The organism is Ferrovibrio sp. (genome assembly GCF_035304305.1).
GTDB lineage: Bacteria > Pseudomonadota > Alphaproteobacteria > Ferrovibrionales > Ferrovibrionaceae > Ferrovibrio.
In genome coordinates, this window is sequence record NZ_DATGQG010000156.1 from 1 (window position 1) to 26,055 (window position 26,055).

23 protein-coding genes are annotated in these 26,055 nt (G+C 65.7%); 14 read left to right on the top strand and 9 right to left on the bottom strand.

Features of this window, described 5'->3' with window-relative positions; genetic code table 11:
- The coding region (locus VKZ87_RS17230; protein ID WP_324222508.1) for an autotransporter outer membrane beta-barrel domain-containing protein at positions 1-1,305 on the top strand (1,305 nt) is incomplete at its 5' end.
- Between the two features lie 30 nt (positions 1,306-1,335).
- Complete coding sequence (locus VKZ87_RS17235) at positions 1,336-2,151, top strand: alpha/beta hydrolase (protein ID WP_324222509.1); 816 nt, start codon at positions 1,336-1,338, stop codon at positions 2,149-2,151.
- Between the two features lie 11 nt (positions 2,152-2,162).
- Here VKZ87_RS17235 and VKZ87_RS17240 read toward each other — a convergent pair whose 3' ends face one another.
- Entirely contained in the window at positions 2,163-2,684 is a 522-nt protein-coding gene (locus VKZ87_RS17240; protein WP_324222510.1) for a histidine phosphatase family protein, read from the bottom strand.
- A 211-nt stretch (positions 2,685-2,895) separates the two neighbouring features.
- Between VKZ87_RS17240 and VKZ87_RS17245 the strand changes: the two genes are divergently transcribed.
- Both VKZ87_RS17245 and VKZ87_RS17250 read left to right on the top strand, forming a co-directional pair.
- Entirely contained in the window at positions 2,896-5,037 is a 2,142-nt protein-coding gene (locus tag VKZ87_RS17245; protein ID WP_324222577.1) for an RNA degradosome polyphosphate kinase, read from the top strand.
- Position 5,038: 1 nt separating this feature from the next.
- Complete coding sequence (locus tag VKZ87_RS17250) at positions 5,039-6,544, top strand: Ppx/GppA family phosphatase (protein WP_324222511.1); 1,506 nt, start codon at positions 5,039-5,041, stop codon at positions 6,542-6,544.
- A gap of 3 nt (positions 6,545-6,547) precedes the next feature.
- Here VKZ87_RS17250 and rnd read toward each other — a convergent pair whose 3' ends face one another.
- The gene (rnd, locus tag VKZ87_RS17255; RefSeq protein ID WP_324222512.1) at positions 6,548-7,714 is read right to left on the bottom strand and encodes a ribonuclease D; all 1,167 of its coding nucleotides are present in this window, start codon (positions 7,712-7,714) and stop codon (positions 6,548-6,550) included.
- Positions 7,715-7,885: 171 nt separating this feature from the next.
- Between rnd and aspS the strand changes: the two genes are divergently transcribed.
- From aspS to VKZ87_RS17275, 4 genes are all read left to right on the top strand, one after another.
- Positions 7,886-9,673, top strand: a complete 1,788-nt coding sequence (gene aspS / locus VKZ87_RS17260; RefSeq protein WP_324222513.1) for an aspartate--tRNA ligase — start codon at positions 7,886-7,888, stop codon at positions 9,671-9,673.
- Between the two features lie 18 nt (positions 9,674-9,691).
- On the top strand, positions 9,692-10,324 hold the full coding sequence (locus VKZ87_RS17265) for a MarC family protein (RefSeq protein ID WP_324222514.1): 633 nt from the start codon (positions 9,692-9,694) through the stop codon (positions 10,322-10,324).
- A gap of 20 nt (positions 10,325-10,344) precedes the next feature.
- Positions 10,345-11,292: an alpha/beta hydrolase gene (locus tag VKZ87_RS17270; RefSeq protein ID WP_324222515.1), complete on the top strand. Its 948-nt coding sequence runs from the start codon at positions 10,345-10,347 to the stop codon at positions 11,290-11,292.
- A 106-nt stretch (positions 11,293-11,398) separates the two neighbouring features.
- Entirely contained in the window at positions 11,399-12,208 is an 810-nt protein-coding gene (locus VKZ87_RS17275; protein ID WP_324222516.1) for a tellurite resistance TerB family protein, read from the top strand.
- An 82-nt stretch (positions 12,209-12,290) separates the two neighbouring features.
- Here VKZ87_RS17275 and VKZ87_RS17280 read toward each other — a convergent pair whose 3' ends face one another.
- Positions 12,291-15,914, bottom strand: coding sequence for a vitamin B12-dependent ribonucleotide reductase (locus tag VKZ87_RS17280; RefSeq protein ID WP_324222517.1), 3,624 nt, complete (start codon positions 15,912-15,914; stop codon positions 12,291-12,293).
- Between the two features lie 248 nt (positions 15,915-16,162).
- On the opposite strand from VKZ87_RS17280, the gene VKZ87_RS17285 reads away from it, so the two are divergent.
- From VKZ87_RS17285 to VKZ87_RS17300, 4 genes are all read left to right on the top strand, one after another.
- Positions 16,163-16,708 carry a hypothetical protein gene (locus VKZ87_RS17285; protein ID WP_324222518.1) on the top strand — a complete coding sequence of 182 codons (546 nt, stop codon included), beginning with the start codon at positions 16,163-16,165 and terminating at the stop codon, positions 16,706-16,708.
- A gap of 100 nt (positions 16,709-16,808) precedes the next feature.
- Positions 16,809-17,150, top strand: a complete 342-nt coding sequence (locus tag VKZ87_RS17290; protein ID WP_324222519.1) for an NADH:ubiquinone oxidoreductase subunit NDUFA12 — start codon at positions 16,809-16,811, stop codon at positions 17,148-17,150.
- Positions 17,151-17,183: 33 nt separating this feature from the next.
- Positions 17,184-17,696 carry an outer membrane lipid asymmetry maintenance protein MlaD gene (mlaD, locus tag VKZ87_RS17295; RefSeq protein WP_324222520.1) on the top strand — a complete coding sequence of 171 codons (513 nt, stop codon included), beginning with the start codon at positions 17,184-17,186 and terminating at the stop codon, positions 17,694-17,696.
- A 16-nt stretch (positions 17,697-17,712) separates the two neighbouring features.
- Positions 17,713-18,138 carry a DUF2155 domain-containing protein gene (locus VKZ87_RS17300; RefSeq protein ID WP_324222521.1) on the top strand — a complete coding sequence of 142 codons (426 nt, stop codon included), beginning with the start codon at positions 17,713-17,715 and terminating at the stop codon, positions 18,136-18,138.
- On the opposite strand, the gene aat is transcribed toward VKZ87_RS17300, so the two are convergent.
- Genes aat through aroQ form a run of 4 tightly spaced genes read right to left on the bottom strand, consistent with a single transcriptional unit; the run spans position 18,075 to position 21,173 of the window.
- Positions 18,075-18,749, bottom strand: a complete 675-nt coding sequence (gene aat / locus VKZ87_RS17305) for a leucyl/phenylalanyl-tRNA--protein transferase (protein ID WP_324222522.1) — start codon at positions 18,747-18,749, stop codon at positions 18,075-18,077. The genes VKZ87_RS17300 and aat overlap by 64 nt on opposite strands.
- 39 nt (positions 18,750-18,788) lie before the next feature.
- Positions 18,789-20,132, bottom strand: coding sequence for an acetyl-CoA carboxylase biotin carboxylase subunit (gene accC / locus VKZ87_RS17310; protein ID WP_324222523.1), 1,344 nt, complete (start codon positions 20,130-20,132; stop codon positions 18,789-18,791).
- A gap of 15 nt (positions 20,133-20,147) precedes the next feature.
- Positions 20,148-20,651, bottom strand: a complete 504-nt coding sequence (gene accB, locus VKZ87_RS17315) for an acetyl-CoA carboxylase biotin carboxyl carrier protein (RefSeq protein WP_324222524.1) — start codon at positions 20,649-20,651, stop codon at positions 20,148-20,150.
- Positions 20,652-20,693: 42 nt separating this feature from the next.
- Entirely contained in the window at positions 20,694-21,173 is a 480-nt protein-coding gene (aroQ, locus tag VKZ87_RS17320) for a type II 3-dehydroquinate dehydratase (RefSeq protein WP_324222525.1), read from the bottom strand.
- 534 nt (positions 21,174-21,707) lie between these two features.
- On the opposite strand from aroQ, the gene VKZ87_RS17325 reads away from it, so the two are divergent.
- Together VKZ87_RS17325 and VKZ87_RS17330 are read left to right on the top strand one after the other, a co-directional pair.
- On the top strand, positions 21,708-22,997 hold the full coding sequence (locus tag VKZ87_RS17325; RefSeq protein ID WP_324222526.1) for a hypothetical protein: 1,290 nt from the start codon (positions 21,708-21,710) through the stop codon (positions 22,995-22,997).
- Positions 22,998-23,038: 41 nt separating this feature from the next.
- Entirely contained in the window at positions 23,039-23,716 is a 678-nt protein-coding gene (locus VKZ87_RS17330) for an MBL fold metallo-hydrolase (protein WP_324222527.1), read from the top strand.
- Between the two features lie 43 nt (positions 23,717-23,759).
- On the opposite strand, the gene VKZ87_RS17335 is transcribed toward VKZ87_RS17330, so the two are convergent.
- A complete protein-coding gene (locus VKZ87_RS17335; RefSeq protein WP_324222528.1) occupies positions 23,760-24,746 on the bottom strand; it encodes a fumarylacetoacetate hydrolase family protein in 987 nt (328 codons plus the stop codon).
- A 115-nt stretch (positions 24,747-24,861) separates the two neighbouring features.
- Positions 24,862-26,028: a homogentisate 1,2-dioxygenase gene (locus tag VKZ87_RS17340; protein ID WP_324222529.1), complete on the bottom strand. Its 1,167-nt coding sequence runs from the start codon at positions 26,026-26,028 to the stop codon at positions 24,862-24,864.
- Positions 26,029-26,055: the final 27 nt, after the last annotated feature.

The window sequence follows — 26,055 nt, forward strand, 5'->3', positions numbered from 1 at the left end:
GGCAGCAGCCTGACCGGACAGTTCGACACCGCGATCCTGGCCGGCGGCGACAGCATTGCGGATGCCGTGCTGTATGACGGCACCAGCATCAAGCTGAAGGCCTCGCAATCCCAAAAGCTGGTGCCGGCGGCGACCACAAGCAGCGGTACGGCCGCGGCCGACGTGCTGGATGCGGCGCGCGGGAATGCGCAGCTGAGCAACCTGATCACGGTTCTGGATGCCCTGCCGGCGCCGCAGAAGGCAGCGGCGCTGACCTCGCTCTCGGGGCAGACCACGACGACCATGGCGGCGATCCCGACCAGTGCGGCCTCGTCGGTGGTTTCAACGGTCCTGAACCACAATGCCGCCATGCCGGGCGCAAGCGCACCGGTGCGGTTCGGCCCCTCGGGCGATACGGCCGACAATGGCCGGCGCAGCGGCATCGCCACCGGCGATCGCGCCCCGGGCGGCGATCACGGCGCCTGGGTCAGCGTGCTTGGCGGTTTCGGCTCCGTGGATGCGAAGAAGGGTGTCGCCGGCTCGAACAGCCGTACGGGCGGCTTTGCCGGCGGTCTGGATTTCGGCGTCGAGCCCGAGCGCATCACCGCCGGCATATCCTTCGGCTATGTCGGCAGCCGTACCGATATCGACGACGATGGGGGCAATGCCAGTTCCAAGGCCGGCTTCCTGGGCCTGTATGGCCGGCTGGAGGACTGGGGTATCCGCTTTGACGGTACGCTCATGGGTGGCCGCCATTATGCCGAGCAGAGCCGCAACATCGTCATCGGCACGGCGACCAGCACGGCAAGCGGCGAGAACGACGGCTGGAGTCTTGGGGCGGGCCTGCAGGTCAGCACGCCGGTCCAGATCGCCCGCAGCGCCGGGTTCGATGCCGTCATGCGTCCCTTTGCCGGCGTTACCACGCAGCGTTACTGGCAGGATGCCTGGACCGAAACCGGCGCCGGCGCCGCAAACCTGACCTATCACGCGATGACGCGTGACAGCTTCGTCAGCCGGCTCGGAGCGGCTTTCGAGTTCGACATACAGGTCGGGAAGGAAACGCGGCTGCTGCCGATCGTCAGCCTGGGCTGGGCGCATCAGTTTGCCGGCAACGCCCCGACGATGGATGCGTCGTTCGCGCTGCTGCCGGAATCGCGCTTCTCGGTGACGGGTGTCGAAATGGCGCGCGACAGTCTGGAAATCGGTCTCGGGATCGACGTGATCGACATGGGCGACGGACTGACCTTCACCCTCGGCTATGGCGGCAGCCTGGCGCGGGATGCACGGGACCATACCTTCAGCGGCCGGGCAAAGCTGGCGCTGTAACTGTAGGGCTGTCTTCGCTAGGTTCGATCGATGCGAAACCCGCTGACGGTCTGCATCATGCTGCTCGCCGGCCTCTGGCTGGCGGGCTGCGCGGGCGACCGCCGGGCCGTGGCCGACCGGCTGGCAACGGGAGCGGGGCTCCAGCCGGTCAGCATCGAGACCGGCATCCATCGCATTCAGGCGTGGCGTCGGCTTGCCGCGCCGGAGCAGCCCGCAACCGTTTACATCGAAGGCGACGGGCTGGCCTGGCTGGATCGTCATCGCCCCTCGCGCGATCCGACACCGCTCAATCCCGTCGGCCTCGCCCTCGCGTCTCGCGATACTGCCGCCAATGTCATCTATCTGGCGCGGCCCTGCATGTATGGAGTGGACGATTCACGCTGCAGCATCCCGGTCTGGACCGAACGGCAGTTCGACGAGCCAGCGGTCGCGGCGCTGGATCGTGCTCTGGACCAGCTGAAGCAGCCGGGCCAGCGGCTGCATCTGGTCGGCTATTCAGGCGGGGCGGCAATGGCCGCCGCGCTGGCGGCCAGGCGCGGCGACGTGGCCAGCCTGCGCAGCGTTGCCGGCAATCTCGATCCGGCCGCGGTCAACCGTTTCCACAGCGTCACGCCGCTTCCCGCTGCCATCGACGTGGCGGCCCTGGCGCCGCGGCTCGCCCGTCTGCCGCAGCTCCATTTCACCGGCACCGGCGACCGGATCGTACCCGGAACCATTGTGACGCGTTTTGCCCGCGCGGCGGGGCCCTGCGCGGCCGTCGTCAGCGTGCAGGCCGATCATGCCCGTGGCTGGGAGGAAGCCTGGCCGAGGCTGCTGCAGATGCCGCTTCCCTGCAGCAGCAACTAGGTCGCCCCAGGTCACTCATCCTTCAACTGTGCCGGCGTGACGAAGCTGGCGAGGCAGCCCGCTCCGGGTCCCGCCTGCGCCCAGTCGGCGGCCGGAAAGGTGATCTCGGCCAGCGCTCCGGTCGGGTACTTCGTCCGCATCCGGCTCAGGGCATCCCCGGCCGCGGTGCCGGTGAGGTCCCGGGCGAAATCCTCCAGGCCCGGGTTATGGCCGATCAGCAGCAATTCGCGGCAGGCGGCCGGCACCGTGCGCACCAGGGCCAGCAGGGTGGCAGGATCGGCCAGATAGAGCTGCGGCTCGAAGCGGACCGTCCAGTCCTCGCCCAGATGCTTCTGCAGTCGTTCCAGGGTCTGCCGGGTGCGGGTAGCGGGGGAGCACAGGACCAGGTCGGGCCGGATGCCCCGCTGCGCCATGTGGCGGGCGATGCGGCGGCAGGCCTTCCAGCCCCGCGGGCTCAGGGGGCGGGCGAAGTCGTCCAGGCCGGGATCGTCCCAGGCGGACTTGGCGTGCCGTAAAAGCCACAGGCGAACCAAGGGGTTAGCACCTCCCGATGCGGGGATGGAGGTCCGTCGCCGCTTTGACATAAAGCATGGTTAGACCTATACCCGAAGCGTCGGCCGGCAGCTTGAGCCCGGGCGGGCGCCGATCACGACAGAGGCATCCGATATGCAGCAAGTGGCGGACAATCTCCAGAGTCCCGGGATGGTGACGGGCGCGACCGAGGCGGCCGCGGCCGCTGCGGCCATGGCACCGGTTACGGTACAGGGGCCGCCGGTGACGCTCAGCGCCCGCGAGCGCTTCATCAACCGCGAACTTTCCTGGCTGGCCTTCAATCTCCGCGTGATGGAGGAGGCCAACAACAAGCGCTATCCGCTGCTCGAACGGGTGCGTTTCCTGTCGATCTCGGCAAACAACCTCGACGAATTCTTCATGGTGCGGGTGGCCGGCCTGCATGGCCAGGTCAAGGCCGGCATCGAGGAGCCGAGCCAGGACGGCCTGACCCCGGCGCAGCAGCTGGCCGTGATCAGTGAAGCCGCGGCCGACCTGATGAAGCGGCAGCAGGAATGCTGGCGCGGCCTGAGCCGGGAACTGGCGGAAGCCGGTATCCATGTGCTGGAACCGGGCCAGCTCACGCCCGACGACCGCCGCTGGCTGGAGGACTACTTCCTCAGCCATGTCTTTCCCGTCCTGACGCCGCTTGCCATCGATCCGGCGCATCCCTTCCCGTTTATTCCCAATCTAGGTTTCGCGATGGTGATGCAGATGCGGCGGGTTCGTGACGGCCGCAGCCTGAACGCGCTGCTGCCCTTGCCGAGCCAGGTCGAACGCTTCGTGCGCCTGCCCGGTGAGGAGATCCGCTTCCTGACGCTGGAGAACCTGGTCGGCCTGTTTCTCAACAAGCTGTTTCCGGGCTACGAGATCCTCGGCGCCGGGCTGTTCCGCATCACGCGCGACAGCGACATCGAGATCGAGGAAGAGGCGGAGGATCTGGTTCGGCTGTTCGAGACGGCGCTCAAGCGCCGCCGCCGCGGCACGGTGATCCGGCTCAAGATCAATGCCGACATGCCCGACCAGCTGCGCAAATTCGTCTGCGAGGAACTGGAAGTGCCGCCGCAGACGGTGATCGGCGTGGAAGGCCTGCTGGGCCTGGCCGATATCAAGAAGCTGATCGTCGACGACAAGCCGGAATGGAAGTTTCCGCCCTTCAATCCGCGCTTTCCCGAGCGCATCCGTGATTTCGGCGGCGACTGCTTCGCCGCGATCCGGCACAAGGACATTGTCGTTCACCATCCCTATGAGAGTTTCGACGTGGTGGTGCAGTTCCTGCGCCAGGCGGCTGCCGATCCCCATGTCGTCGCGATCAAGCAGACCCTGTACCGCACGTCGGATGACAGCCCGATCGTGCGCGCCCTGATCGAGGCGGCGGAAGCCGGAAAGTCGGTCACTGCCCTGGTCGAACTCAAGGCGCGCTTCGACGAGGCGGCCAACATCAAATGGGCGCGCGACATGGAGCGTGTCGGCGTGCAGGTGGTCTATGGCTTCATCGAGCTGAAGACGCATGCCAAGATTTCGCTCGTGGTGCGTCGCGAGGGCGGCCAGCTTCATACCTATGCGCATTTCGGCACAGGCAATTATCATCCCTACACCGCGCGGGTGTACACCGATCTGAGCTTCTTCACCGACGATCCAGACCTCTGCCATGATGCCACCTATCTGTTCAATTTCCTTACCGGCTATGCCGCGCCGGAGAATCTGAAGAAGCTGGCGATTTCGCCGTATTCTCTGCGGCCGCGGCTTCTGGAGCTGATCAACGAAGAGATCCGCCATGCCGAGGCCGGGCGGCCGGCGGCGATCTGGGCCAAGATGAACAGCCTGGTGGACCAGGTGGTTATCGACGCCCTGTATCAGGCCAGCATGGCAGGCGTGCAGATCGATCTCGTGGTGCGTGGCATCTGCTGCCTGCGCCCGGGCGTGAAGGGCCTGTCCGAGAATATCCGGGTCAAGAGCCTGATCGGCCGCTTCCTCGAGCATTCGCGCATCGTCTGTTTCGGGGCAGGAAAGGGGCTGCCGTCGCCCAAGGCGAAGGTCTTCATTTCGTCGGCCGACTGGATGCCACGCAATTTCGACCGCCGCGTCGAGGTGCTGATTCCGATCGAGAACCCGACCGTGCACGAGCAGATTCTCGACCAGATCATGGTCGCAAACCTGAAGGACGAGGCGCAGAGCTGGTATCTCGGCACCGAGGACAAATACGTGCGCGCATCCGACAGGGCGGACGCCTTCAGCGCGCATACCTATTTCATGACCAACCCCAGCCTGTCCGGACGCGGCAAGGCTTTGAAGAAGCCGGAAGAGATTCCGCGCCTGCAACTGAAGACAGGATAGGATGGCCGTCCAGCCGCTCGCGAAAACCTCCGCTGTTCCAGCCCTCCTGCCTTTCGGCGTGATCGATGTCGGATCGAACTCGGTCCGTCTCGTCGTGTTCGACGAACCGCTGCGGCTTCCGACCCCGATGTTCAATGAAAAGGTTCTCTGCGGGCTCGGGCGCGGCCTCAGCGAGACCGGAGCGCTGGATTCCCGTGGCGCGGAGCAGGCCCTGACGGCGATCCGGCGTTTCGTGGCGCTTGCGCGGCACATGAAGGTCAAAGGCCTGCAGATCGTGGCGACCGCGGCGGTGCGCGAGGCCAGCAACGGCGCGGCCTTCGTCAGGCAGATCGAGCGCGATACCGGCGAGAAGGTCCGCATCCTCAGCGGCATCGAGGAGGCAACCTATTCGGCTTTCGGCGTGCTGTCGGGCATTCCCGAGGCTCGCGGCGTGATGGGCGACCTCGGCGGCGGCAGCCTCGAACTGGTGGCGATCAACGGCGACGAACTGGGCGACAGGGTCACCCTGCCGCTCGGGCCGTTGCGCATTCCCAGTCTCGGCTCCTACGGCGCCATTAAAAAATATATCGACGAGCAGCTCGCCACAGTCGGCTGGCTGAAGAAATGGAAGGGCACATCGCTCTATGCCGTCGGCGGGTCATGGCGCGCCATTGCCCGCGTGCATATGGCGCAGAAGCAGTCGCCGCTGCAGATCATCCACCAGTACACGCTGAGCCGGGCCGAGGCGAACGACTTCAGCCGGCTGCTGGCCAAGCAGAGCAAGGAATCGCTGTTGCGAACCCAGGGCGTGCCGCGCCGCCGCCAGGAAGTGCTGCCGCTTGCCGCCCTGGTGATGCGCCGGGTCCTGAAGGCGATGGAGCCGAAGGATGTGGTCTTCTCCGCCAACGGTCTACGCGAGGGCCTGGCCTATGCCCTGCTTGCCGAGCAGCAGCGGGCGGAAGATCCGCTGCTGGCCTTCTGCCGGCATATGGCCAGCCGCGAAAGCCGTTTCGGCGAGCATGGCGCCGAGATCGACCGCTTCATTGCGCCGATCTTCGAACGCGACCCGCCGGCGCGCCAGCGCATCCGGCTGGCGGCGGCGATCCTGTCCGACATGGCCTGGCGCGTGCACCCCGAATACCGCGGCGAGGATTCGCTGGGTGCGATCCTGCATGCGCCCTTCGGCAACATCCTGCAGAACGAGCGCGCGCTGCTCGCGCTGATGCTGTTCGTCCGCTACACCGGAGGCGCCAGCGACCCGGTTGCCGCTCCCGCCACGCAGCTGCTGAACGGCGAGGAGATCGAGTATGCGCAGCGCGTCGGTCTGGCGCTCCGTCTGGCGCAGACCCTGTCCGCCGGCGTGCCGGGCATCCTGAGCGACTGCAGATTGCGGCCGAACGGCAACGGTATCCTGCTCGAACTGCCGGCGCGGCATGCCGTGCTGGACGGCGAGGCGGTCCAGCGCAGGACGGAGGCGCTGGGCAAGGCGCTGGGGCGCAGCAGCGAGGTGCGCGTGCTGAAGCGCTGACGCTCAGCCTTTCAGCTTCACGAGCTTGATGCGCGATCCCTCGGCGGCCAGCGCCAGCTCGCCGTGCTTCAGACGCAGGGCATCCTCACCGAAAACCTCGCGCCGCCAGCCCTGCAGGGCCGGCACATCGGCGTTGTCGTCGGCAGCGATCTTGTCGAGGTCGGAGGAGGAGGCGACCAGCTTCTGGGCGACGTCGTGGTCGTCGCACTTCATCTTGAGCAGGACTTTCAGCAGCTCGACGAGCGGGCCGATGCCGCGCGGCGGCTCCGGCTCGCGCTCCAGCACCGGCCAGGTCTCGCGCGGACTGGCGAGCTTCGCCGCGATCGCCGCCAGCAGGCTTGCCCCCATCTTGCCTTCCGCGAAGCCCTTCGAGACACCGCGCATCCGTTCCAGATCGTCGGCTGTCTTCGGCGGATGGGCGGCGATCTCCATCAGCGTCTCGTCGCGGAGGATGCGCTGGCGCGGGATGTCGCGGTTGCGCGCCTCGATCTCGCGCCAGGCGGCCGCCGCCTGCAGGACGGCGAGATATTCCGGCTTGGTGGTGCGCGGCTTCAGCCGGCGCCACATGTTCTCCGGCGGCAGTTCGTAGGTGGCCGGGTCGGCCAGCAGGTTCATCTCCTCGGCGACCCAGTCGCTGCGGCCGGTCTTCTGCAGGCGCGCGGAGAGCTTGTCGTAGATCTTGCGCAGATGCGTGACGTCGGAGAGCGCATAGCGGATCTGCTTCTCGGTCAGCGGCCGGCGGGCCCAGTCGGTGAAGCGCGACGACTTGTCGATCTGGGCCCCGGCCAGGCGGGAGGCCAGCTGCTCGTAGGAGACCTGGTCGCCGAAGCCGCAGACCATGGCGGCGACCTGGCTGTCGAACAGCGGCGCGGGGACTTCCCCCATCAGCTTGGTGAAGATTTCCAGATCCTGCCGGGCGGCGTGGAACACCTTGAGCACCTGCCGGTTGCGGAGCAGGTCGAAGAGGGGGGCCAGCGACAGGCCCTCGGCCAGCGGGTCGATCACCCGGGCCTCGTCCGGGCCGGCGATCTGGATCAGGCAGACCTTCGGCCAGTAGGTGGTTTCGCGCATGAACTCGGTATCGACGGTGATATAGGCCGCCGAGGCCAGGGAGGCGCAGAAACGGGCGAGGTCTTCGGTTTGGGTGATCGGGGTGGGGTCGGCGTTCATGGTGGGGCTATTAGCATGACCGCCGCCCCGGCCCAATCCCCGCAGGCTACCGCGGGCGCCGATTTTCCCCTATGCTCGGTCTTGACTTTCCGCGGTCGAAAGGGCCTGTTCGGCCTCGATTTTCACCGGATTTTTCCGGTGATTCCGCCAGATCAATTCTGAAGGCCCGTCATGTCCCGTTACCGTACGCATACCTGTGGTCAATTGCGGTCCGACGCCGTCGGCGCGGAGGTCAAGCTTGCCGGCTGGGTCCACCGCAAGCGCGACCACGGCAACCTGCTCTTCATCGACCTGCGCGACCATTACGGCATCACGCAGTGCGTCGCGGAGAGCGGTTCGGATGCCTTCAGGCAGATGGAAAGCCTGCGGTCAGAATACGTTGTCAGCATCAGCGGCAAGGTGGTGGCCCGCACCCCGGAAACGGTGAACCCGAACCTGCCGACCGGCGAGATCGAGGTGGTGGCATCCTCCATCGAGGTGCTCGGCGAGGCGCAGGAGCTGCCGATGCCGGTCTTCGGCGAGCAGGAATATCCGGAAGAGATCCGGCTCAAATACCGCTTTCTCGACCTGCGCCGCGAGCGTCTGCACAACAACATCGTCCTGCGCTCCAAGGTGATCTCCTCGATCCGCCGCCGCATGACGGACCAGGGCTTCATGGAATTCCAGACGCCGATCCTGACGGCGTCGTCGCCGGAAGGCGCGCGCGACTTCCTGGTGCCGAGCCGCCTGCATCCGGGCAAGTTCTACGCGCTGCCGCAGGCGCCGCAGCAGTTCAAGCAGCTCATCATGGTTTCGGGCTTCGATCGCTACTTCCAGATCGCGCCCTGTTTCCGCGACGAGGATGCCCGCAAGGACCGCAGCCCGGGCGAATTCTACCAGCTCGATATCGAGATGAGCTTCGTCGAGCAGGAGGACGTCTTCAACGCCGTCGCTCCGGTGATCCACGGCGTGTTCGAGGAATTCGCCAATGGCCGCGACTGCGGCAGCGTGGATTTTCCCCGCATCCCCTATCGCGAGGCGATGCTGAAATACGGCTCCGACAAGCCGGATCTGCGCAACCCGATCATCCTCGCCGACGTGACCGAGGTGTTCCGCGGTTCCGGCTTCGGCGTCTTTGCCCGTAACATCGAGAACGGCGCCGTGGTGCGCGGCATTCCGGCGCCGGGCGCAGCAACCCGTCCGCGCAGCTTCTTCGACAAGATGAACGACTGGGCGCGCCAGGAAGGGGCGGCGGGCCTCGGCTACATCATTTTCGACAACGGCGAGGCGAAAGGCCCGATCGCCAAGTTCCTCGACGCCGACCGCATCGCGAAGCTGAAGGAGCTCGGCAACGTCAGGGACGGCGATGCCATCTTCTTCGCCTGCGACAAGGAGGCGGCCGCCGCCAAGCTGGCCGGCCAGGCCCGCATCCGCATCGGCGACGAGCTGGATATCTGCGAGAAGAACGTCTTCAAGTTCTGCTGGATCGTCGACTTCCCGATGTTCGAGTATAATGAGGACGAGAAGAAGATCGATTTCAGCCACAATCCCTTCTCCATGCCGCAGGGCGGGCTGGAGGCGCTGAACACCAGGGATCCGCTGGATATCCTCGCCTATCAGTACGACATCGTCTGCAACGGTGTGGAGCTTTCCTCGGGCGCCATCCGTAACCATCGCCCCGAGATCATGTACCGCGCCTTCGAGATTGCCGGGTACGGTCCGGAAGTCGTGGAAGGCAAGTTCGGCGGCATGCTGAATGCGTTCAAGTACGGCGCGCCGCCGCACGGCGGCATCGCGCCGGGCATCGACCGCATCGTCATGCTGCTGGCGGACGAGCCGAATATCCGCGAGGTCGTGCTGTTCCCGATGAACCAGCAGGCCCAGGACCTGATGATGCAGGCGCCCAGCGAAGTGACCATGAAGCAGCTGCGCGAACTGCATATCCGCGTGGTTGCGCCGGACGCGGAAAAGAAGGGCTAGCCTGCGGGCGAAGCGGTCATGCTCGATATCGTCGAATACGTCCGCTTCGCCGCAACGCTGTTCTTCATTCTCGACCCTTTCGCGGCGATTCCGCTCTTCCTGATGCTGACAAACGGCCGGTCGCGCGCCTACCGGGCGGCGACCGCGCGCACGGCGGCGCTGGCAGTGTTCGCCGGTCTGGTCGTCGCCAGCTTTTCCGGCGACTTCATCCTGCGGCTGATCGGCGCCAGCCTGCCGGCCTTCCAGGTCGGCGGCAGCATCGTCCTGCTTTTAATGGCGCTCAGCATGCTCAACGCCAGGCTGAGCCCGCAGCAGCAGACGCCGGAGGAAGAGGCGGAGGCGACCGACCGTGACGCTGTCGGCGTGGTGCCGATTGCCATGCCGCTGCTGGTCGGCCCCGGTGCGATTTCCGCCACCATCATCCATATGGAGCGGGGCGGCACGCTGCTGCATAAAAGCGTCAGCGTCGGCGTGCTGGCGCTGATCTGCCTGTCGGTATGGCTGATCCTGAAGGCGGCCGAACGGATCGGGCGGCGGCTCGGACAGACCGGGCTGAACATCCTGAACCGTATTTTCGGCTTGCTGCTTGCCGCGCTGGCTGTTCAAATCTTTGCCAACGGGTTGAAAGGTCTGTTTCCCGCCCTGGGCTGAGAAAGAGAAAAGACGCCTCCATGCTGGACCAAGAAGCGAAAGCGTTCCTCGACGCCGTGAAGCTGGCCAACCGGCCGGACTATTCCACCATGACACCCAAGGAAGCGCGCAAGCTCTACAAGCAGACGCGCAGCGCGGTGACGCCCGAACCGCCCGAAGTGTCGGAGGTCGACAATATCGCGGCGCCCGGCCCGCATGGTCCCATTCCGCTGCGCTATTACCGGCCGGCCGAGGTGGAGAAGAAGGAGGTTCTGCCTGTCCTCGTCTTCTATCATGGCGGCGGCTGGGTGATCGGCGATCTCGATACCCATGACGTGGTCTGCCGTACGCTGAGCAATGAGGGCCGCTGTGCGGTCGTGTCGGTCGATTACCGCATGGGGCCGGAATACAAGTTCCCCATCGCCATCGACGATGCCTACGCGGCGGTGAAATGGGTCGTGGACGAGGCGAAGACACTGCGCATCGATCCGCGCCGGGTCGCCGTGGGTGGCGATTCCGCCGGCGGGAATCTGGCCGCCGTGGTCAGCCTGCTGGCGCGCGACGTGGAAGACGCGCCGAAGATTGCCTATCAGCTGCTGATCTATCCGGCGACCGACATGCATATGGATACGGAGTCGCACCGCAGGTTCGGCGAGGGCCATCTGCTGACGCGCAGCAGCATGGACTGGTTCCAGGAGCAGTATCTGAACGGCCCCGACGACCGCGACGACTGGCGTGCCTCGCCGCTCAAGGCGAAAAGCCTGGCCGGCCTGCCGCCGGCCTATGTGCTGATCGCCGGCCATGACCCGCTGCGCGACGAAGGCGAGGCCTATGCAATGGCCCTGAAGGCGGCCGACGTTTCCGTTGTCCTGCGCGAATTCGAAGGCCAGATCCACGGCTTCATCACCATGGGTAAGGTGATGCCGCAGGCGAACCAGGCACTGGCGGAAATGGGCGTGGCGCTCAAACTGGCCTTCGGGCAGGGCTAGCCACGACGCTCCGGTCTCCACGGCCGGCATATTGCGGCCGGAGTTGTCAGGACAATACGAAGAGAGAGGAACGCGCAGGCTTACCTCCGCGTTGCTGCATGGCGATGTGACACGTCCCGCATACCAGGAGGCGATCCCGGCCATGTTCGATGCGAAAACCCTGCTCAACCAGTTCCTCGGCGGCAATCCCGGCGGTCGCCCTTTCGACCCGGGCGGTCGGGATCGTGAAGGGGCAGGCGGTCAGGGTTTTGATCTTGGCAGTCTGGGTGAGCTTGCCAGAAGCAGCCTCGGCGGCATGAGCGGCGGACAGAAGCTCGCCGCCGGCGGCCTGCTGGCCATGCTGATCGGCAGCAAGAAGGGCCGCAGGATGGCGGGTAGCCTGGTCACCTATGGCGGGGCGGCCGCGCTCGGCCTGCTGGCTTACCGCGCCTTCCGCAACTGGCAGGAAGGCCAGAAACCGGCAACGGCGCCGGTGGCCAGCGAGGCGGAAATCAGCAATGTCGAGCCGCAGTATTTACCCTCGGCGGCGCCGGCGGCCTCCGGTGAGCCCTTCGAGCTGGCGCTGGTGCGCGCGATGATCGCCGCCGCCAAGGCCGACGGCCATATGGATGCCGTGGAGCAGGGGCGGCTGTTCACCGAGATCAGCAACATGGGCATGGATGCCGAAGCGAAGGGCTTCGTCTTCGACCTGCTGGCCCAGCCGGTTTCGCTCGACGAGGTGGCCAGGGCGGCGCAGTTGCCCGAGCAGGGGGCGGAGCTCTATCTGGCCTCGCGGCTGGCGATCGATCCCGACCATCCCGCCGAGAAGGCCTGGCTCGAGGCGCTGGTGGCCAGGCTCGACCTGCCGCCGGAACTGGTGGCGCATCTGGATCGCCAGGTGCAGGCGACGCTGGCGCGGGACGACGCCGCGGCCTAGCCGGGCGGGCTGCCGCAAATAAAAACCCCGACGCCATTTCTGGGCGCCGGGGCTTTCTCCGGAGGAGAGAACGGTCAGGCGGTCAGCTGCAGCCGGTCGTGGAGCCGCAGCTGTCGCATTTCAGGCAGGTGCCGTTGCGCACCAGGGTGAAGTTGCCGCATTCGGGACAGGCATCGCCTTCGTAGCCCTTCATGCGGGCCTCGGCGATCCGTTCCATGACGCGGCTCTGGGCGCTCACGGTCACGGCGGTTTCGCTGGTCACGCTCATCACCGCACTGCTGGCGTAACCATCGGTGCCGGTTGCCTGCAGCTGCGCCGTCGCCTCGCGACTCTGGCCGCCCTTCAGCACGTAGAGGTTCGAGCGGATATAGCCGGTGGAGGCCACCTTGATCGCTTCCGTCGGAGCCTCCTGCTTCATCGGCGCCGCCTTCGCGCCCAGCGCGTCGTGGCGCAGGTCATCCGGCTGCACATGGGCAAGATCCGTGCGGCCGAGATAGCTGACCGCCAGCTCGCGGAAGACGTAATCGAGGATCGAGGTCGCCATCTTGATCACGTCGTTGCCCTCCACCATGCCCGAGGGCTCGAACCGGGTGAAGGTGAAGGCGTCGACATATTCCTCCAGCGGCACGCCATACTGCAGGCCGATGGAGATGGCGATGGCGAAGTTGTTCATCAGGCTGCGGAAGGCGGCGCCCTCCTTGTGCATGTCGATGAAGATCTCGCCCAGCTTGCCATCGTCATATTCGCCGGTGCGCAGGTAAACCTTGTGCCCGCCGACGATCGCCTTCTGGGTATAGCCCTTGCGCCGCAGCGGCAGCTTCTGGCGGCCGGCGATGATCTTCTCGACGATGCGCTCGGCGACGATCTGCGCCCGCGCCGCCGCCGGGGCCTCGGCCACCTGTTCGGCCACCGCCTCGTCGGCGCTGTCGTCTTCCAGCACCTGGGTCTGCAGCGGCTGCGACAGCTTCGAGCCGTCGCGATACAGCGCGATCGCCTTGCAGCCCAGCTTCCAGGACAGCATGTAGGCCTGCTTGCAGTCCTCCACGGTTGCCAGGTTCGGCATGTTGATCGTCTTGGAGATGGCGCCGGTGATGAAGGGCTGCGCCGCCGCCATCATGCGGATATGGGCTTCCGCCGACAGGAAGCGGGTGCCGTCCTTGCCGCAGGGATTGGCGCAGTCGAAGACCGGCAGATGTGCGTCCCGCAGATGCGGCGCGCCTTCCAGGGTCATGGCGCCGCAGCAGTAGAGATTGGCCGCGGCGATTTCGGCCGGCGAGAAGCCGAGCGCGGTGAGCAGGTCGAAGCCCGGATCATCCAGCTGCGCATCGGTGAAGCCGAGGCTCTTGCAGAAATCGGCGCCCAGGGTCCAGCGGTTCAGCACGAACTTGATGTCGAAGGCGCCGCGCAGGCCCTTTTCCGCCTTGGCAATCGCCTCGTCGGTGAAGCCCTTGGCCTTCAGCGTCTCGTGATTGACGCCCGGCGCGCCGTTCAGCGTGCCATGGCCGACGGCATAGTCGACGATGTCCCTGATCTCGGATTCGCCGTAGCCCAGCGTCTTCAGCGCCAGCGGCACGGTGCGGTTGATGATCTTGAAGTAGCCGCCGCCGGCCAGCTTCTTGAACTTCACCAGCGCGAAATCCGGCTCGATGCCGGTGGTGTCGCAATCCATCACGAGGCCGATCGTGCCGGTCGGCGCGATCACGCTGACCTGCGCGTTGCGGAAGCCGTGCTGCTGGCCCAGTTCCAGCGCCCGGTCCCAGGCCTGTTCGGCCGCAGCGAGCAGCGCGGTGTCGGGGCAGCTGGCATGATCCAGCGGCACGGGCGCAGTGGCGACACCCTCATAGCCGAAGTGGTCGCCCTGGGCGGCGCGGCGATGGTTGCGGATCACCCGCAGCATGTTCTCGGCATTCGGCGCATAGCCGGGGAAGGCCCCCAGCTCACCGGCCATTTCGGCCGAGGTGGCATAGGACACGCCGGTCATCAGCGCGGTGATGGCGCCGCACAGAGCGCGGCCGGCATCGGAATCGTAGGGCAGGCCGCAGGACATCAGCAGCGCGCCGAGATTGGCGTAGCCCAGGCCCAGGGTGCGGAACTTGTAGGAGAGTTCGGCGATCTCGCGGCTTGGGAACTGCGCCATCAGCACGCTGATTTCCAGCGTGATGGTCCACAGCCGCACGGCATGGGCAAAGCTCTCGACGTCGAAACGGCCGTCGGCCTTGCGGAAGCACATCAGGTTCAGCGAGGCGAGGTTGCAGGCCGTGTCGTCGAGGAACATGTATTCCGAGCACGGATTGGACGCGTTGATGCGGCCGTCCGCCGGACAGGTATGCCAGTCGTTGATGCTGGTATCGAACTGGATGCCGGGATCGGCCGACGCCCAGGCGGCGTAGCCGATGCGGTCCCAGAGGTCGCGCGCCCTGACCTTCTTGGCCACCGTGCCGTCGACGCGGCGGATCAGCTCCCAGTCGCCGTCATTCTCGACCGCGCTCAGGAAGGCATCCGACACGCGCACCGAGTTGTTCGAATTCTGGCCCGATACGGAGAGATAGGCTTCCGAATCCCAGTCGGTGTCATAGGCCGGGAATTCGATTTCCGTGTAGCCCTGCCTGGCGAACTGGATGACCCGCTGGATGTAGTTCTCGGGGATCATCGACTTGCGCGCGGCGACGATCTCGCGGCGCAGCTGCACGTTCTTCTTCGGATCGAAGCGGTCGTCACCGCTGCCCAGCTGGCAGGCCGCCATGATGGCGTTGAGGTGCTTCTGCGCCAGCTTGGAGCCGGCGACGAGGGCCGCAACCTTCTGCTCCTCGATGACCTTCCAGTCGATGAACTGCTCGATGTCCGGGTGATCGATGTCGCAGATCACCATCTTGGCGGCGCGCCGCGTGGTGCCGCCCGACTTGATCGCGCCGGCGGCCCGGTCGCCGATCTTCAGGAAGCTCATCAGGCCCGACGACCTGCCGCCGCCCGCCAGCTTCTCGTTCTCTCCGCGCAGGCGCGAGAAGTTGCTGCCGGTGCCCGAGCCGTATTTGAACAGGCGCGCCTCGCGCACCCAGAGGTCCATGATGCCGCCCTCGTTGACGAGGTCGTCCTGCACCGACTGGATGAAGCAGGCATGCGGCTGCGGATGCTCGTAAGCCGAGGCCGACTTGGTCAGCTGGCCGGTCTTGAAATCGACGTAGAAATGGCCCTGGGCGGGACCGTCGATGCCGTAGGCCCAGTGCAGGCCGGTGTTGAACCACTGCGGCGAGTTCGGAGCCGCGATCTGCGCCGCCAGCATGAAGCGCATTTCGTCGAAATAGGCGCGGGCATCGTCCTCCGAATCGAAGTAGCCGCCCTTCCAGCCCCAGTAGGCCCAGGTGCCGGCGAGACGGTCGAAGACCTCGCGGCCGCTCATTTCCTGGGTGGTGCGGTCCTTTTCGGGCAGGGCCTCCAGCGCTTCCGTGTCGGCCTCGCGGCGCCACAGGAATTCCGGCACGTCTTCTTCCGGCACCGCCTTCAGGGCGACCGGGACGCCGGCACGGCGGAAATACTTCTGCGCCAGCACGTCGGCGGCGACCTGCGACCAGGAGGCGGGCACCTCCAGCTGGTCCAGCTTGAAGACCGTGCTGCCGTCGGGATTGCGGATTTCACTGCTGGTGGTCTTCCATTCGAGACCCGCATAGGCATCCTTGCCAGCCGTGGTGAAATACCGCTGAATACGCATCGATCCGTCTCCTCGCCGCCCCGAAAAACTTGCCTAAAAATCAAGATGTTGTGGTCTGTAAAAGGCGGATAAGACGGGTTGGGAACCCAATATCTAGCGCCATTCTGCCGCAACGGGGCTAAATCTAGGGTATCGGCCGGGAGGGGGTCAAACAGGAAATCTACCAGCCCTAGGCAGAGGACCGGTTGACAGGCTTTCGCCACAATCCTGGTATCAGAATGAATCGTTGAGTTTGTCAGGATTCGCCGATGCGCCGCTTTCCCGGTCCGGGCTTCGTCTTTTTTCTTCTCCTGCTGAGCCTCCCGGTTCAGGGCCAGCCGCAATCCCCGACTCGCCAGGCGGCCGACCGGCTGATGACCACCATCGGCCTCGAGCAGCGGGTGGACGCCATCGTCCAGCTTTACGTGAATTTCCTGCCCACCCAGACGCCGGAGCAGCAGAGCAAGGCCGCCACCCTGCGCGAGCGCGCGCCGATGGCGGGGCCGCGCTTCCGCAGCGCCACGGTCAACGCCGCCGCGGCCAGCTACACCAGGGAAGAAATCGAGGCGCTGGACGCCTATTTCGCCAGCGGCGAGGGGCAGCGGCTGCTCAATACCGTGCTGACCCGGGCGGTGCTGGGCGTGAGTCAGAAGGGCGGCGTGAAAGGGGGCGACATCCTCCGCCCCGAGGATCTGCCGAAGGACAATCCCGCCCTGCAGGCCGCCGCCGCCAAGTATCCCAAGTTCGAAGCCAACGCGCGGCGCGAGCTGCAGCGTGAATTCGCCCAGGAAATCGCCCTGATTACGGGGCGTTAGGCCGGATTGTGCGGCGCATGGGAGACTTGCCGGGGAAGGGGCGGAAATGCCATAGTCCGGCCGGGTTTTTCAGCCGGATTCCCGGTCGAGGTAAGCATCCATGAGTCTCATCGGCACCAAGCTCTACACCTGGTGGAAGGGCGAGCCCGTCGGCAAGGACCAGTTCGGCAACCGCTATTTCCGCGAGAAGGGCGGTCGCAAGCGCTGGGTCATCTATAACGGCGCCCCGGAGGCCTCGAAGGTGCCGCCGGAATGGCATGCCTGGCTGCATTACACGATCGACGACGCGCCCGTGAACGGCGTCGAGCGCAAGGCCTGGCAGAAGGAGCATCTGCCCAATCTCAGCGGCACGCCCTACGCCTACCGGCCGCAGGGCAGCATGGCGAAAGCCGGCCAGCGTCCGCCGGCCACCGGCGATTACGAGGCCTGGCGTCCGGAGTGATCCGGGTCGGCAGGCGATTGCAAAGAGGCTGGCATGAACAGCAATCTGGTTGAAACGCTGATCGGTGCCGTCGTCCTGGCGGTGGCGCTGTTCTTCCTGGCCTTTGCGTACACGGCGGCCGGGGTCGGCAGCGGTCTGGGCGGCTATGAGCTGCAGGCGCGCTTCAACCGGGCGGATGGTCTGGTGATCGGCGGCGACGTGCGGCTGTCCGGCATCAAGATCGGCACCATCACGCGGCAGAGCCTCGATCCGCAGACCTATGCGGCCATCGTCGCCTTCACCGTCGACGAGCGCTACCAGCTGCCCGAGGATACCGCGGTGAAGATCGCCTCCGAGGGCCTGCTCGGCGGCAATTATCTCTCGGTCGAGCCCGGCGGCAGCGATCGGATGCTGAAGCCCGGCGAAGAGATCAGATACACGCAGGGGTCGGTCAACCTCATGGACCTGATCGGCCAGGCAATCTTCAGCGCCACCGGCGGCGGCAACGACGCCAAGGCCGGCGAGGGCGCTGCCCCGCAAAACGAACTTTCGCCCCTGCCCAAGTAAGCGCATCGTGACCGGCATGCGTGGTCTTCTCCTTGCCGGCCTGATCGTCTGCGCATCCGGCGCGGCTGCGGCGCAGACGGTGGTGCCGGAGAATGTGCCGGAATATCCCTCGACGCCGATGCCCATCGCGGTGCTGCAGGGTTTGGACAAGATCACGGCGCGGACCTACACCTTCGAAGCGCCGGTCGACCAGACCATCGGCTTCGGCACCCTGAAAGTCACCGTGAATGCCTGCCGCAAGCGTCCGCCGGAATATCCGCCGGAAAGCGCCGCCTATCTGCAGATCGTCGAGCAGCGCCCGGACCAGGAGGCGGTCGAGCGCTTCCGCGGCTGGATGTTCGCCTCCAGTCCCGGCCTCAACCCGTTCGAGCATCCGGTCTATGACGTCTGGGTGATCGACTGCAGGATGACGTCGGGCGGCGATTCCCGCGGCAGGCAGTAGAAGTCGGCGCTGCGCGGCAGCGCGTCGAACAGCAGCTCCAGATAGCGCTCGCGCGCAATCTCGATCGCGCCGAACTGCATCAGATGCGGCGTGATGAACTGCGAATCGAGCAGGCAGAAGCCGCCCGCCTTCAGTCGCCCGACCAGATGCACCAGCGCGACTTTCGAGGCATCGGTGGCGCGGCTGAACATGCTCTCGCCGAAGAAGGCCGCGCCAAGCCGCACGCCGTAGAGGCCGCCGACCAGTGCGCCGCTCTCATCGCGGCATTCGACGCTGTGGGCGAAGCCCAGACGATGCAGCTCGGTATAGGCATCACGGATGATGACATTGATCCAGGTATTGCGCCGCTGCGGATGCGGCCCGGGTTCGGCGCAGGCCGCGATCACCGCGGGAAAATCCTCATCCACGCTGACGCGGAATCGTCCCGACCGCACGACGCGCGCCAGCTTGCGCGGCAGGTGGAAGCCGTCCAGCGGAATGATGCCGCGGCGCTGCGGATAGACCCAGAAATACCCCGGGTCCTCGGCGCTGTCGGCCATCGGGAAATAGCCGCGGGCATAGGCCTGCAGCAGCAGTTCGGGCGTCAGGGGTTCCGGGCGCGGGCTGACCATGACGAGAGCTTAGCCCGGAACGCTCCGATGCCGGGAGGCCTAGTTCTGGCGGGCGATGAATTCTTCCAGCCAGTGGATGTCGTAGGCGCCGTTCACGAAATCGGGTTCGTTGATCAGCGCCAGATGCAGCGGAATGGTCGTCTCCAGTCCGCCGATGACATATTCCTCCAGCGCGCGGCGCAGGCGCATCAGACATTCGTTGCGGCTGGTACCGTGCACGATCAGCTTGCCGATCAGGCTGTCGTAATGCGGCGGCACCTGGTAGCCGGTGTAGAGCGCTGAATCGACGCGCACGCCGAGGCCGCCAGGAACATGGTAATCGGTGACGCGGCCGGGCGAGGGCGCAAAGGTGCGCGGGTTCTCGGCATTGATGCGGCACTCGATCGCATGCCCGCTGAACTTGATGTCATCCTGGGTGTAGCCGAGCGGCGCGCCATTGGCGATGCGCAGCTGCTCGCGCACCAGATCGAGCCCGGTGATCATCTCGGTCACCGGATGCTCCACCTGCAGGCGGGTATTCATCTCGATGAAATAGAACTGGCCGTTCTCGTAGAGGAACTCGATCGTGCCTGCGCCGCGATAGCCGAGCTTGGAGATCGCCTTCGCCGCAAGGTCGCCGATCTGCCGGCGTTCGGCATCGTTGATGGCCGGCGAGCGTGCCTCTTCCAGCACTTTCTGGTGGCGGCGCTGCAGCGAACAGTCACGCTCGCCCAGATGCACGGCATTGCCATGGCTGTCGCCGAAGATCTGCACCTCGATGTGGCGCGGCCGGGCGAGATATTTCTCGACATAGACGGAATCGTTGCCGAAGGCGTTGCGCGCCTCATTCCTGGCCTGGGCCAGGGCGGGACCGAATTCGGCCGGCGAGCGCACCACCTTCATGCCGCGGCCGCCGCCGCCGGCGGTTGCCTTGATCAGCACCGGGTAGCCCATCTCGTTGGCCAGTTTCAGCCCCTGTGCCTCATCCTCGATGGCGCCTTCGGAACCGGGCACCACGGGAAGGCCGAGCGACTTCGCCACTTCCTTGGCCGTGATCTTGTCGCCCATCATCTTGATGTGTTCGGAGGTCGGTCCGATGAAGACGATGCCGTGGGCCTCGACGATCTCGGCGAACTTCGCGTTTTCCGACAGGAAGCCGTAGCCGGGATGGATCGCATCGGCGCCGGTAATTTCGGCGGCCGCGATGATGGCGGGAATGTTGAGATAGCTCTGCCCCGAGGGCGGCGGGCCGATGCAGACGGATTCATCGGCAATGCGCACATGCATCGCCTCGGCATCCGCGGTGGAATGCACGGCGACGGTGCGGATCCCCATCTCGCGGCAGGCCCGGTGGATGCGAAGCGCAATCTCGCCGCGGTTGGCGATGAGCACCTTGTCAAACATTGAACGCCTGATCCGTTATTCGATGATCAGCAGCGGCTGGCCGAATTCGACCGGCTGCTGGTTCTCGACCAGAATTCTCGTGATCTTTCCGCCCTTCGGCGCCGTGATCGGATTCATCGTCTTCATTGCCTCGACGATCAGCAGCGTCTGGCCGGCATTGACGGTGTCGCCGAGCTTGACGAAGGGCGCGGCGCCCGGCTCGGGTGCGACATAGACGGTGCCGACCATCGGCGATTTCACGGCGCCGGGATGGTTGGCCGCGTCGCCGGCATCAGCGGCTGCCGCCGCGGCCGGGGCATTGCCGCCCGCCGCAGGGGCGGGCGCGGCGTAGCCGGCCGGCGCGGCGGCGGCATAGACCGGCGCGCCGGCCTTGGTGACACGGACCTTCAGCGGACCTTCGCTCCACTCGATCTCGGTCAGTCCGGTCTCGTTCAGCAGTTCCGCGAGATCGCGGATCATTTGCTGGTCGATGCGGCTCGTGCTGCTTTTGCCGGTCTTGTCCTTCGGCGCGGACGCCATGGGAAACTCCTCTTTCGTATAAACGCGTGAATGGGCGAAAGGTCAGACGATCTCCGCCAGCGCCTCGAGCGCCAGAACATAGCCCTTGGGGCCGAAACCGCAGATCACGCCCCTGGCCGCCTGGGAAATATAGGAATGGTGGCGGAAACTTTCGCGGCGGTAGACATTCGACAGGTGAACCTCCACGACCGGTTTCTCGGCGGCATTGAGCGCATCCAGCAGGGCGACGGAGGTATGGGTGTAGGCGCCGGCATTGATGACGATCCCGACGGCCGCGGTCCGCGCCTCGTGGATCCAGCCGACCAGTTCGCCCTCGATGTTGCTCTGGCGGAAGTCGATGTCCAGGCCCAGCCGGTCGCCCGCCGCGCGGCAGAGCGCCTCGACATCGGCGAGGGTCTCCCGGCCATAGATTTCCGGCTGGCGCAGGCCGAGCATGTTCAGGTTGGGACCATTCAGGACGTACACCGTCCGGGCCTTGCCCTTCGGCTTGCCCGGCTTCGGCTGTTTCCGCTGACTGGCCATGCTGCGAATGCTCCCCTGGACCCGGAGCGCTTGCCGTACACCATCGCCCAGCGCCGGGCAACCCGTTGATCACATGGTGGCTTCGGTACCGCCCCGCGCCAGGTTCGCGGAATGTTTCACGTGAAACACCTCAACGCAGTAGGCCACGACTGCGCGGCTGGTGTCGGATGGCCATGTCCGCAGACAGGCATGATGTTCGTGGAATGTTTCACGTGAAACACCGGCAAGTGCCTTCCAGGCTGCCGCGCCGGCTGTTTTTACACGCAGGAAGAGTTTTGCTAACCGTAGGCCTGAAGGCTGAAAACTAGCTAAATCTTTTTAAAAAGTGGTATTTCCCTGTTTTGGTTACTCTGTTATGAACAACGCATGGTTGACGCAGTCATTGGGCGAGCAGCGCTTGCCTCTCTGACAGGAACTTCCGCGGCGGACCAGACAGGCAATCGGAAGAATCCGTTGCCGCCGATCCCGTTGAGAGCGCCCCAGCAAGGGGGCGAGCAGCGGGTGTCGGCGATTCTGCGCTTCGATCGGCCGCGGGTGAGTAACGACGTATTCACGGCGCTGCAGAATTCCGCGCAGCTGGCCGCAACGCGTCGCATCGCCACCCGGGAGGAACGGGTTGTCCTCGAGGCCGAACTGCGGCAGCGCATGGTGATCGAGGCAACCGGCGGCTCGCCCGGTCGTCCGGGTACGCCCGACAGCTTCAACACGATTACCCACCGCCAGGGCAGGCTCGACAGCCGCGCGCTGGACGAACTGCAGACCCTGATTGATGGCCTGCGCAGCCAGGGCTCGGCCCCGCCGTCGCGCTTCATCCCGCAGCTTTCCGGGGCGCTGGAGCAATTCGGGAATGTACTCGGGAGCCAGGCCCGGGACGCGCTGGAGGGCATCATCCGCCGCATCGAGTTCAGCGTGCTGGGGGACGGTTATGACTGGCACGATTTCTTCCAGGATCCGTCGCTGTTCTTCGGCATCGGTTTTGGCCTGCTCGAATTCTCCGGCGGCACCAGTCACCAGGCAGGGAATGCGCTGGAGGACGTGATCCGGCAGCTCGTGCATCCGCGCCTGCATGACGGCAATCCGAACAACGATTCGCTGCAGGCCGTGGACTCGGCCATCGACCGGTTGCGGCGCAAGCTCGAGGGGGAGAGTGGCGCCGGCGTCGCGCTGGAGCGTTTCCTCGACCGCATCGGCAGTGCTCCGGGCGGGAGCGGCGGCGATCCCTATGCCGGCCGCATCGCGGACATTCTCGATGAGGCTCTCGACGAACTGAAGATCGGCGCGCTCGATCTTACGGCCATCGAGCGCATGCAGCAGACCCTGCAGGCGGTGCGCAGGCTGGAAGATATCACCGGGACCGCCGACGACACGCTGCGCGACGACACCGCCGGCAGCCTCCAGGGCATCATCGACCGGTATGCCAGCATCACCACCAGCACACAGACGGTGCGGATCCCCGGCGAACCGGCCGTGCCGGCGACGCCGGGCGAAAAGACCGTCACCTTCCTGCAGGACGAAACGATGACGCCGCGGCTGGAGGTCGCCGAGCGGATCGTGACGATCTATCAGTCCGTGCAGGAAAGCCTGCGGCCGCTGTACAAGCTGAGCGAACCGCCGCCGCCGGTGCCGAACATCCGCGCGCTGGTGACGCCGGCAGAGCAGGAAGAGGATGACGAGCGGCGCAACCGCTTCGTCATCGGCGCCGATGACGGGCGGAAAACCGGCATCGCCGGGTTGGCGCGGCCCGGAGCGGACGAGAGCCAGCCGGCGTCCGGCCTGCAGGCCCCGCGTAGCGGCTTCGGCCAGTTCCTGGACAGCCGTATCTAGGACGATTGCAACGGCGGCAGCCTCCGGCTATCCGGTAGGGCATGAATGCGCCCCAGCCCCGCCTGCACGCCGAAATCAACCCGGTCACGCCCTTCCAGCAGAATTGCTCGCTGATCTGGTGCCCCGAAACCATGCGCGGCGCGCTGGTCGATGCCGGCGGCGAAGCGGAGCGGCTGCTGGATGCCGCGAAGCGCCGCGGCGTGACTCTCGAAAAGCTGCTGGTCACCCATGGCCATCTCGATCATGCCGGTGCGGTGATGGACATTGCCGAGCAGCTGAAACTGCCCATTGAAGGGCCGCATGAGGACGACAAGTTCTGGATTGACGGCATGCCGCAGGCGGCGCGGCAGTACGGTTTTCCGGCCTGCCGCAGCTTCACGCCGAACCGCTGGCTGAAGGACGGGGATGTCGTCGAACTCGGCAATCTGAAGCTGGATGTCGTGCATTGCCCGGGGCATACGCCGGGGCATGTCGTCTTCGTGCACCAGCCGTCGCGGGTCGCGCTGGTCGGCGACGTGCTGTTCCAGGGTTCGATCGGCCGGACGGATTTTCCGCGCGGCAACCATGCCGACCTGATCCGCTCGATCCGCGAGAAGCTTTTCCCGCTCGGCGACGACATCACCTTCGTGCCCGGCCATGGCCCGCTTTCCACCTTCGGGCAGGAGCGGGCGAACAATCCCTTCGTGTCGGATCGCGCGCTGGGGATTGCCTCATCCTGAATCGTCATGGCCGGGACAGGCCCGGCCATGACAGTAAAAAGGGCTACGCCCCCGAATACTTCACCACCTTCTGGTCGATGGCGCCGAAGATCGACTTGCCCGCCGCGTCGAACATCTCGATGCGGATGCGGTCGCCGAATTTCATGAACGGCGTCTTCGGCTTGCCGTCGTTGATCGTCTCGATCATGCGGATCTCGGCGAGGCAGGAGAAGCCCTTCGAGGCGTCCTTGTTCGACACCGTACCGCTGCCGACGATGGCGCCGGCGCGCAGCCGCCGCGTCTTGGCGGCATGGGCGATCAGGTCGGCGAGACTGAACTGCATGTCGGCGCCGGCATCCGGCTCGCCGAACTTCTTCCCGTTCAGGTGCGAGACCAGCGGACGGCAGACCTTGCTGTCCTTCCAGGCATCGCCCAGTTCGTCCGGAGTCACGGCAACCGGAGAGAAGGCGGTGGAGGGCTTGCCGTGGAAGAAACCGAAACCCTTGGCCAGTTCGCCCGGGATCAGGTTGCGCAGCGAGACGTCGTTCACCAGCATCAGCAGCTTGATGTGCTTCGCCGCGTCGGCCGAAGACACGCCCATCGGCACGTCGTCGGTGATTGCCGAGACCTCGCCCTCGAAATCGATGCCGTAGGCCTCGTCGGCCACGAGGATGTCTTCGGTCGGCCCGATGAAGTCGTCCGAGCCGCCCTGGTACATCAGCGGGTCATGCAGGAATTCCGGCGGCATCTGCGCGCCGCGCGCCTTGCGGACCAGTTCGACATGGTTGAGATAGGCCGAGCCGTCGCACCACTGGTAGGCGCGCGGCAGCGGCGCGGCCAGCTTGTCCGGATCGAAGGCGACGGCATCCGACACCTCGCCCTTGTTCAGCGCATCCGACACGGCTTTCAGCCGCGGCTCCATCGTGGCCCATGAGTCCAGCGCCATCTGCATTGTGGGGCAGAGCTGGTCGACCGGCAGCATGCGGCTCAGGTCGCGGCTGACCACGCAGAGACGTCCGTCGCGCCCATGGCGCAGCGAGGCGAGTTTCATGAAAGTGTTCTCCTTCGCGATAGTCCTGAATCGTCGCCCCCGCGGAAGCATGCGCCCGGGTCATGCAACCGGACGCCCGCCGCCGCGGGGATGATGAGAATGGTTACCGGCGGCCTTATTCCGCCGCCTGCTTGAAGCCTTCCGGATTCCAGGTGCCGACATAGCCCTTGAACTCGACGCTCTCCGCCGCCGGCGCGACGTCCAGCGCATCGCGGGTGTCGAGCATCACGGCCACCTCGTCGGTCTCCTTGCGGGCTGCCTTCGCACCCGTGGCAAAGGCCTTGGGGTGCGGGCCATGGGGGAAACCGCAGGGATGCAGCGTGATCATGCCGGGATGGATGTTGTCACGGCTGAAGAACTGGCCCTGGTGATAGAAGATCACCTCGTCGTAATCGTCGTTGTTGTGGAAGAACGGCACCTTGAGCGCCTCCGGATCGCTCTCGATCGGGCGCGGCACGAAGGTGCAGACGACGAAGCGCGACGCCAGGAAGGTGGTGTGCGCGCTGGGCGGCAGGTGATAGCGATGGCTCATCAGCGGCCGGATGTCGCGCCAGTTCAGCTTGACCGCGGTGAGGTCGCCCTTCCAGCCGACCACGTCCAGCGGATTATACGGATAGGTGACCGTGGAGAGCTGGTCGCGCCGCTTGATCACCACGCGCCAGGCCTTGCCTCCGCTGGCCGGGCCTTTCTGCTGCTGCGCCTTGAAGGCATCGTCGAGCTCCGGAATCCGCAGCACGGCCGGGTCAAAGATCGCATGCGGACCGAGCAGGCCCTTGTCGGGCAGGCGGTAGCTGTCGTTGGTCGCCTCGATCAGCAGCAGCTTGGTGGGCGAGGCGGGCTCCAGCCGCCACATCGTGCCGCGCGGCAGCATGATGTAGTCGCCCTCGGAGTAGGAGAAATGCCCGAAGTCGCAGAACAGTTCGCCTTCGCCGGCATGGACGAAAAGCAGCTCGTCGCCGTCGCCGTTGCGCACCAGATGGTCCATCGCCGCGGTCAGCAGCAGGTGGCGGTATTTCACATGGGCGTTGCCGAGCAGCAGCTTCGCCTTCCAGGGGCAATCGGCCGCGTCGGCGAATTTCGCCGTGTCAAAGGCGCGCGGCTTCAGGGGACCTTCCCAGTCGATCCATCCGGTCGGCGGGTTGCGGTGATAGAGATGCGCCGCCGGGCCGAAGAAGCCTTCCTTGCCCATCTCGCGCTCATAGGTGCCTTCGGGCAGGGCGACATGGGCCTGGCGCGAGGCCACCCCCGCGCTGTGGGTCATCGGAATCCATGTCTTGGCCATGGCGTTTTCTCCTTACTGGACTGGTCG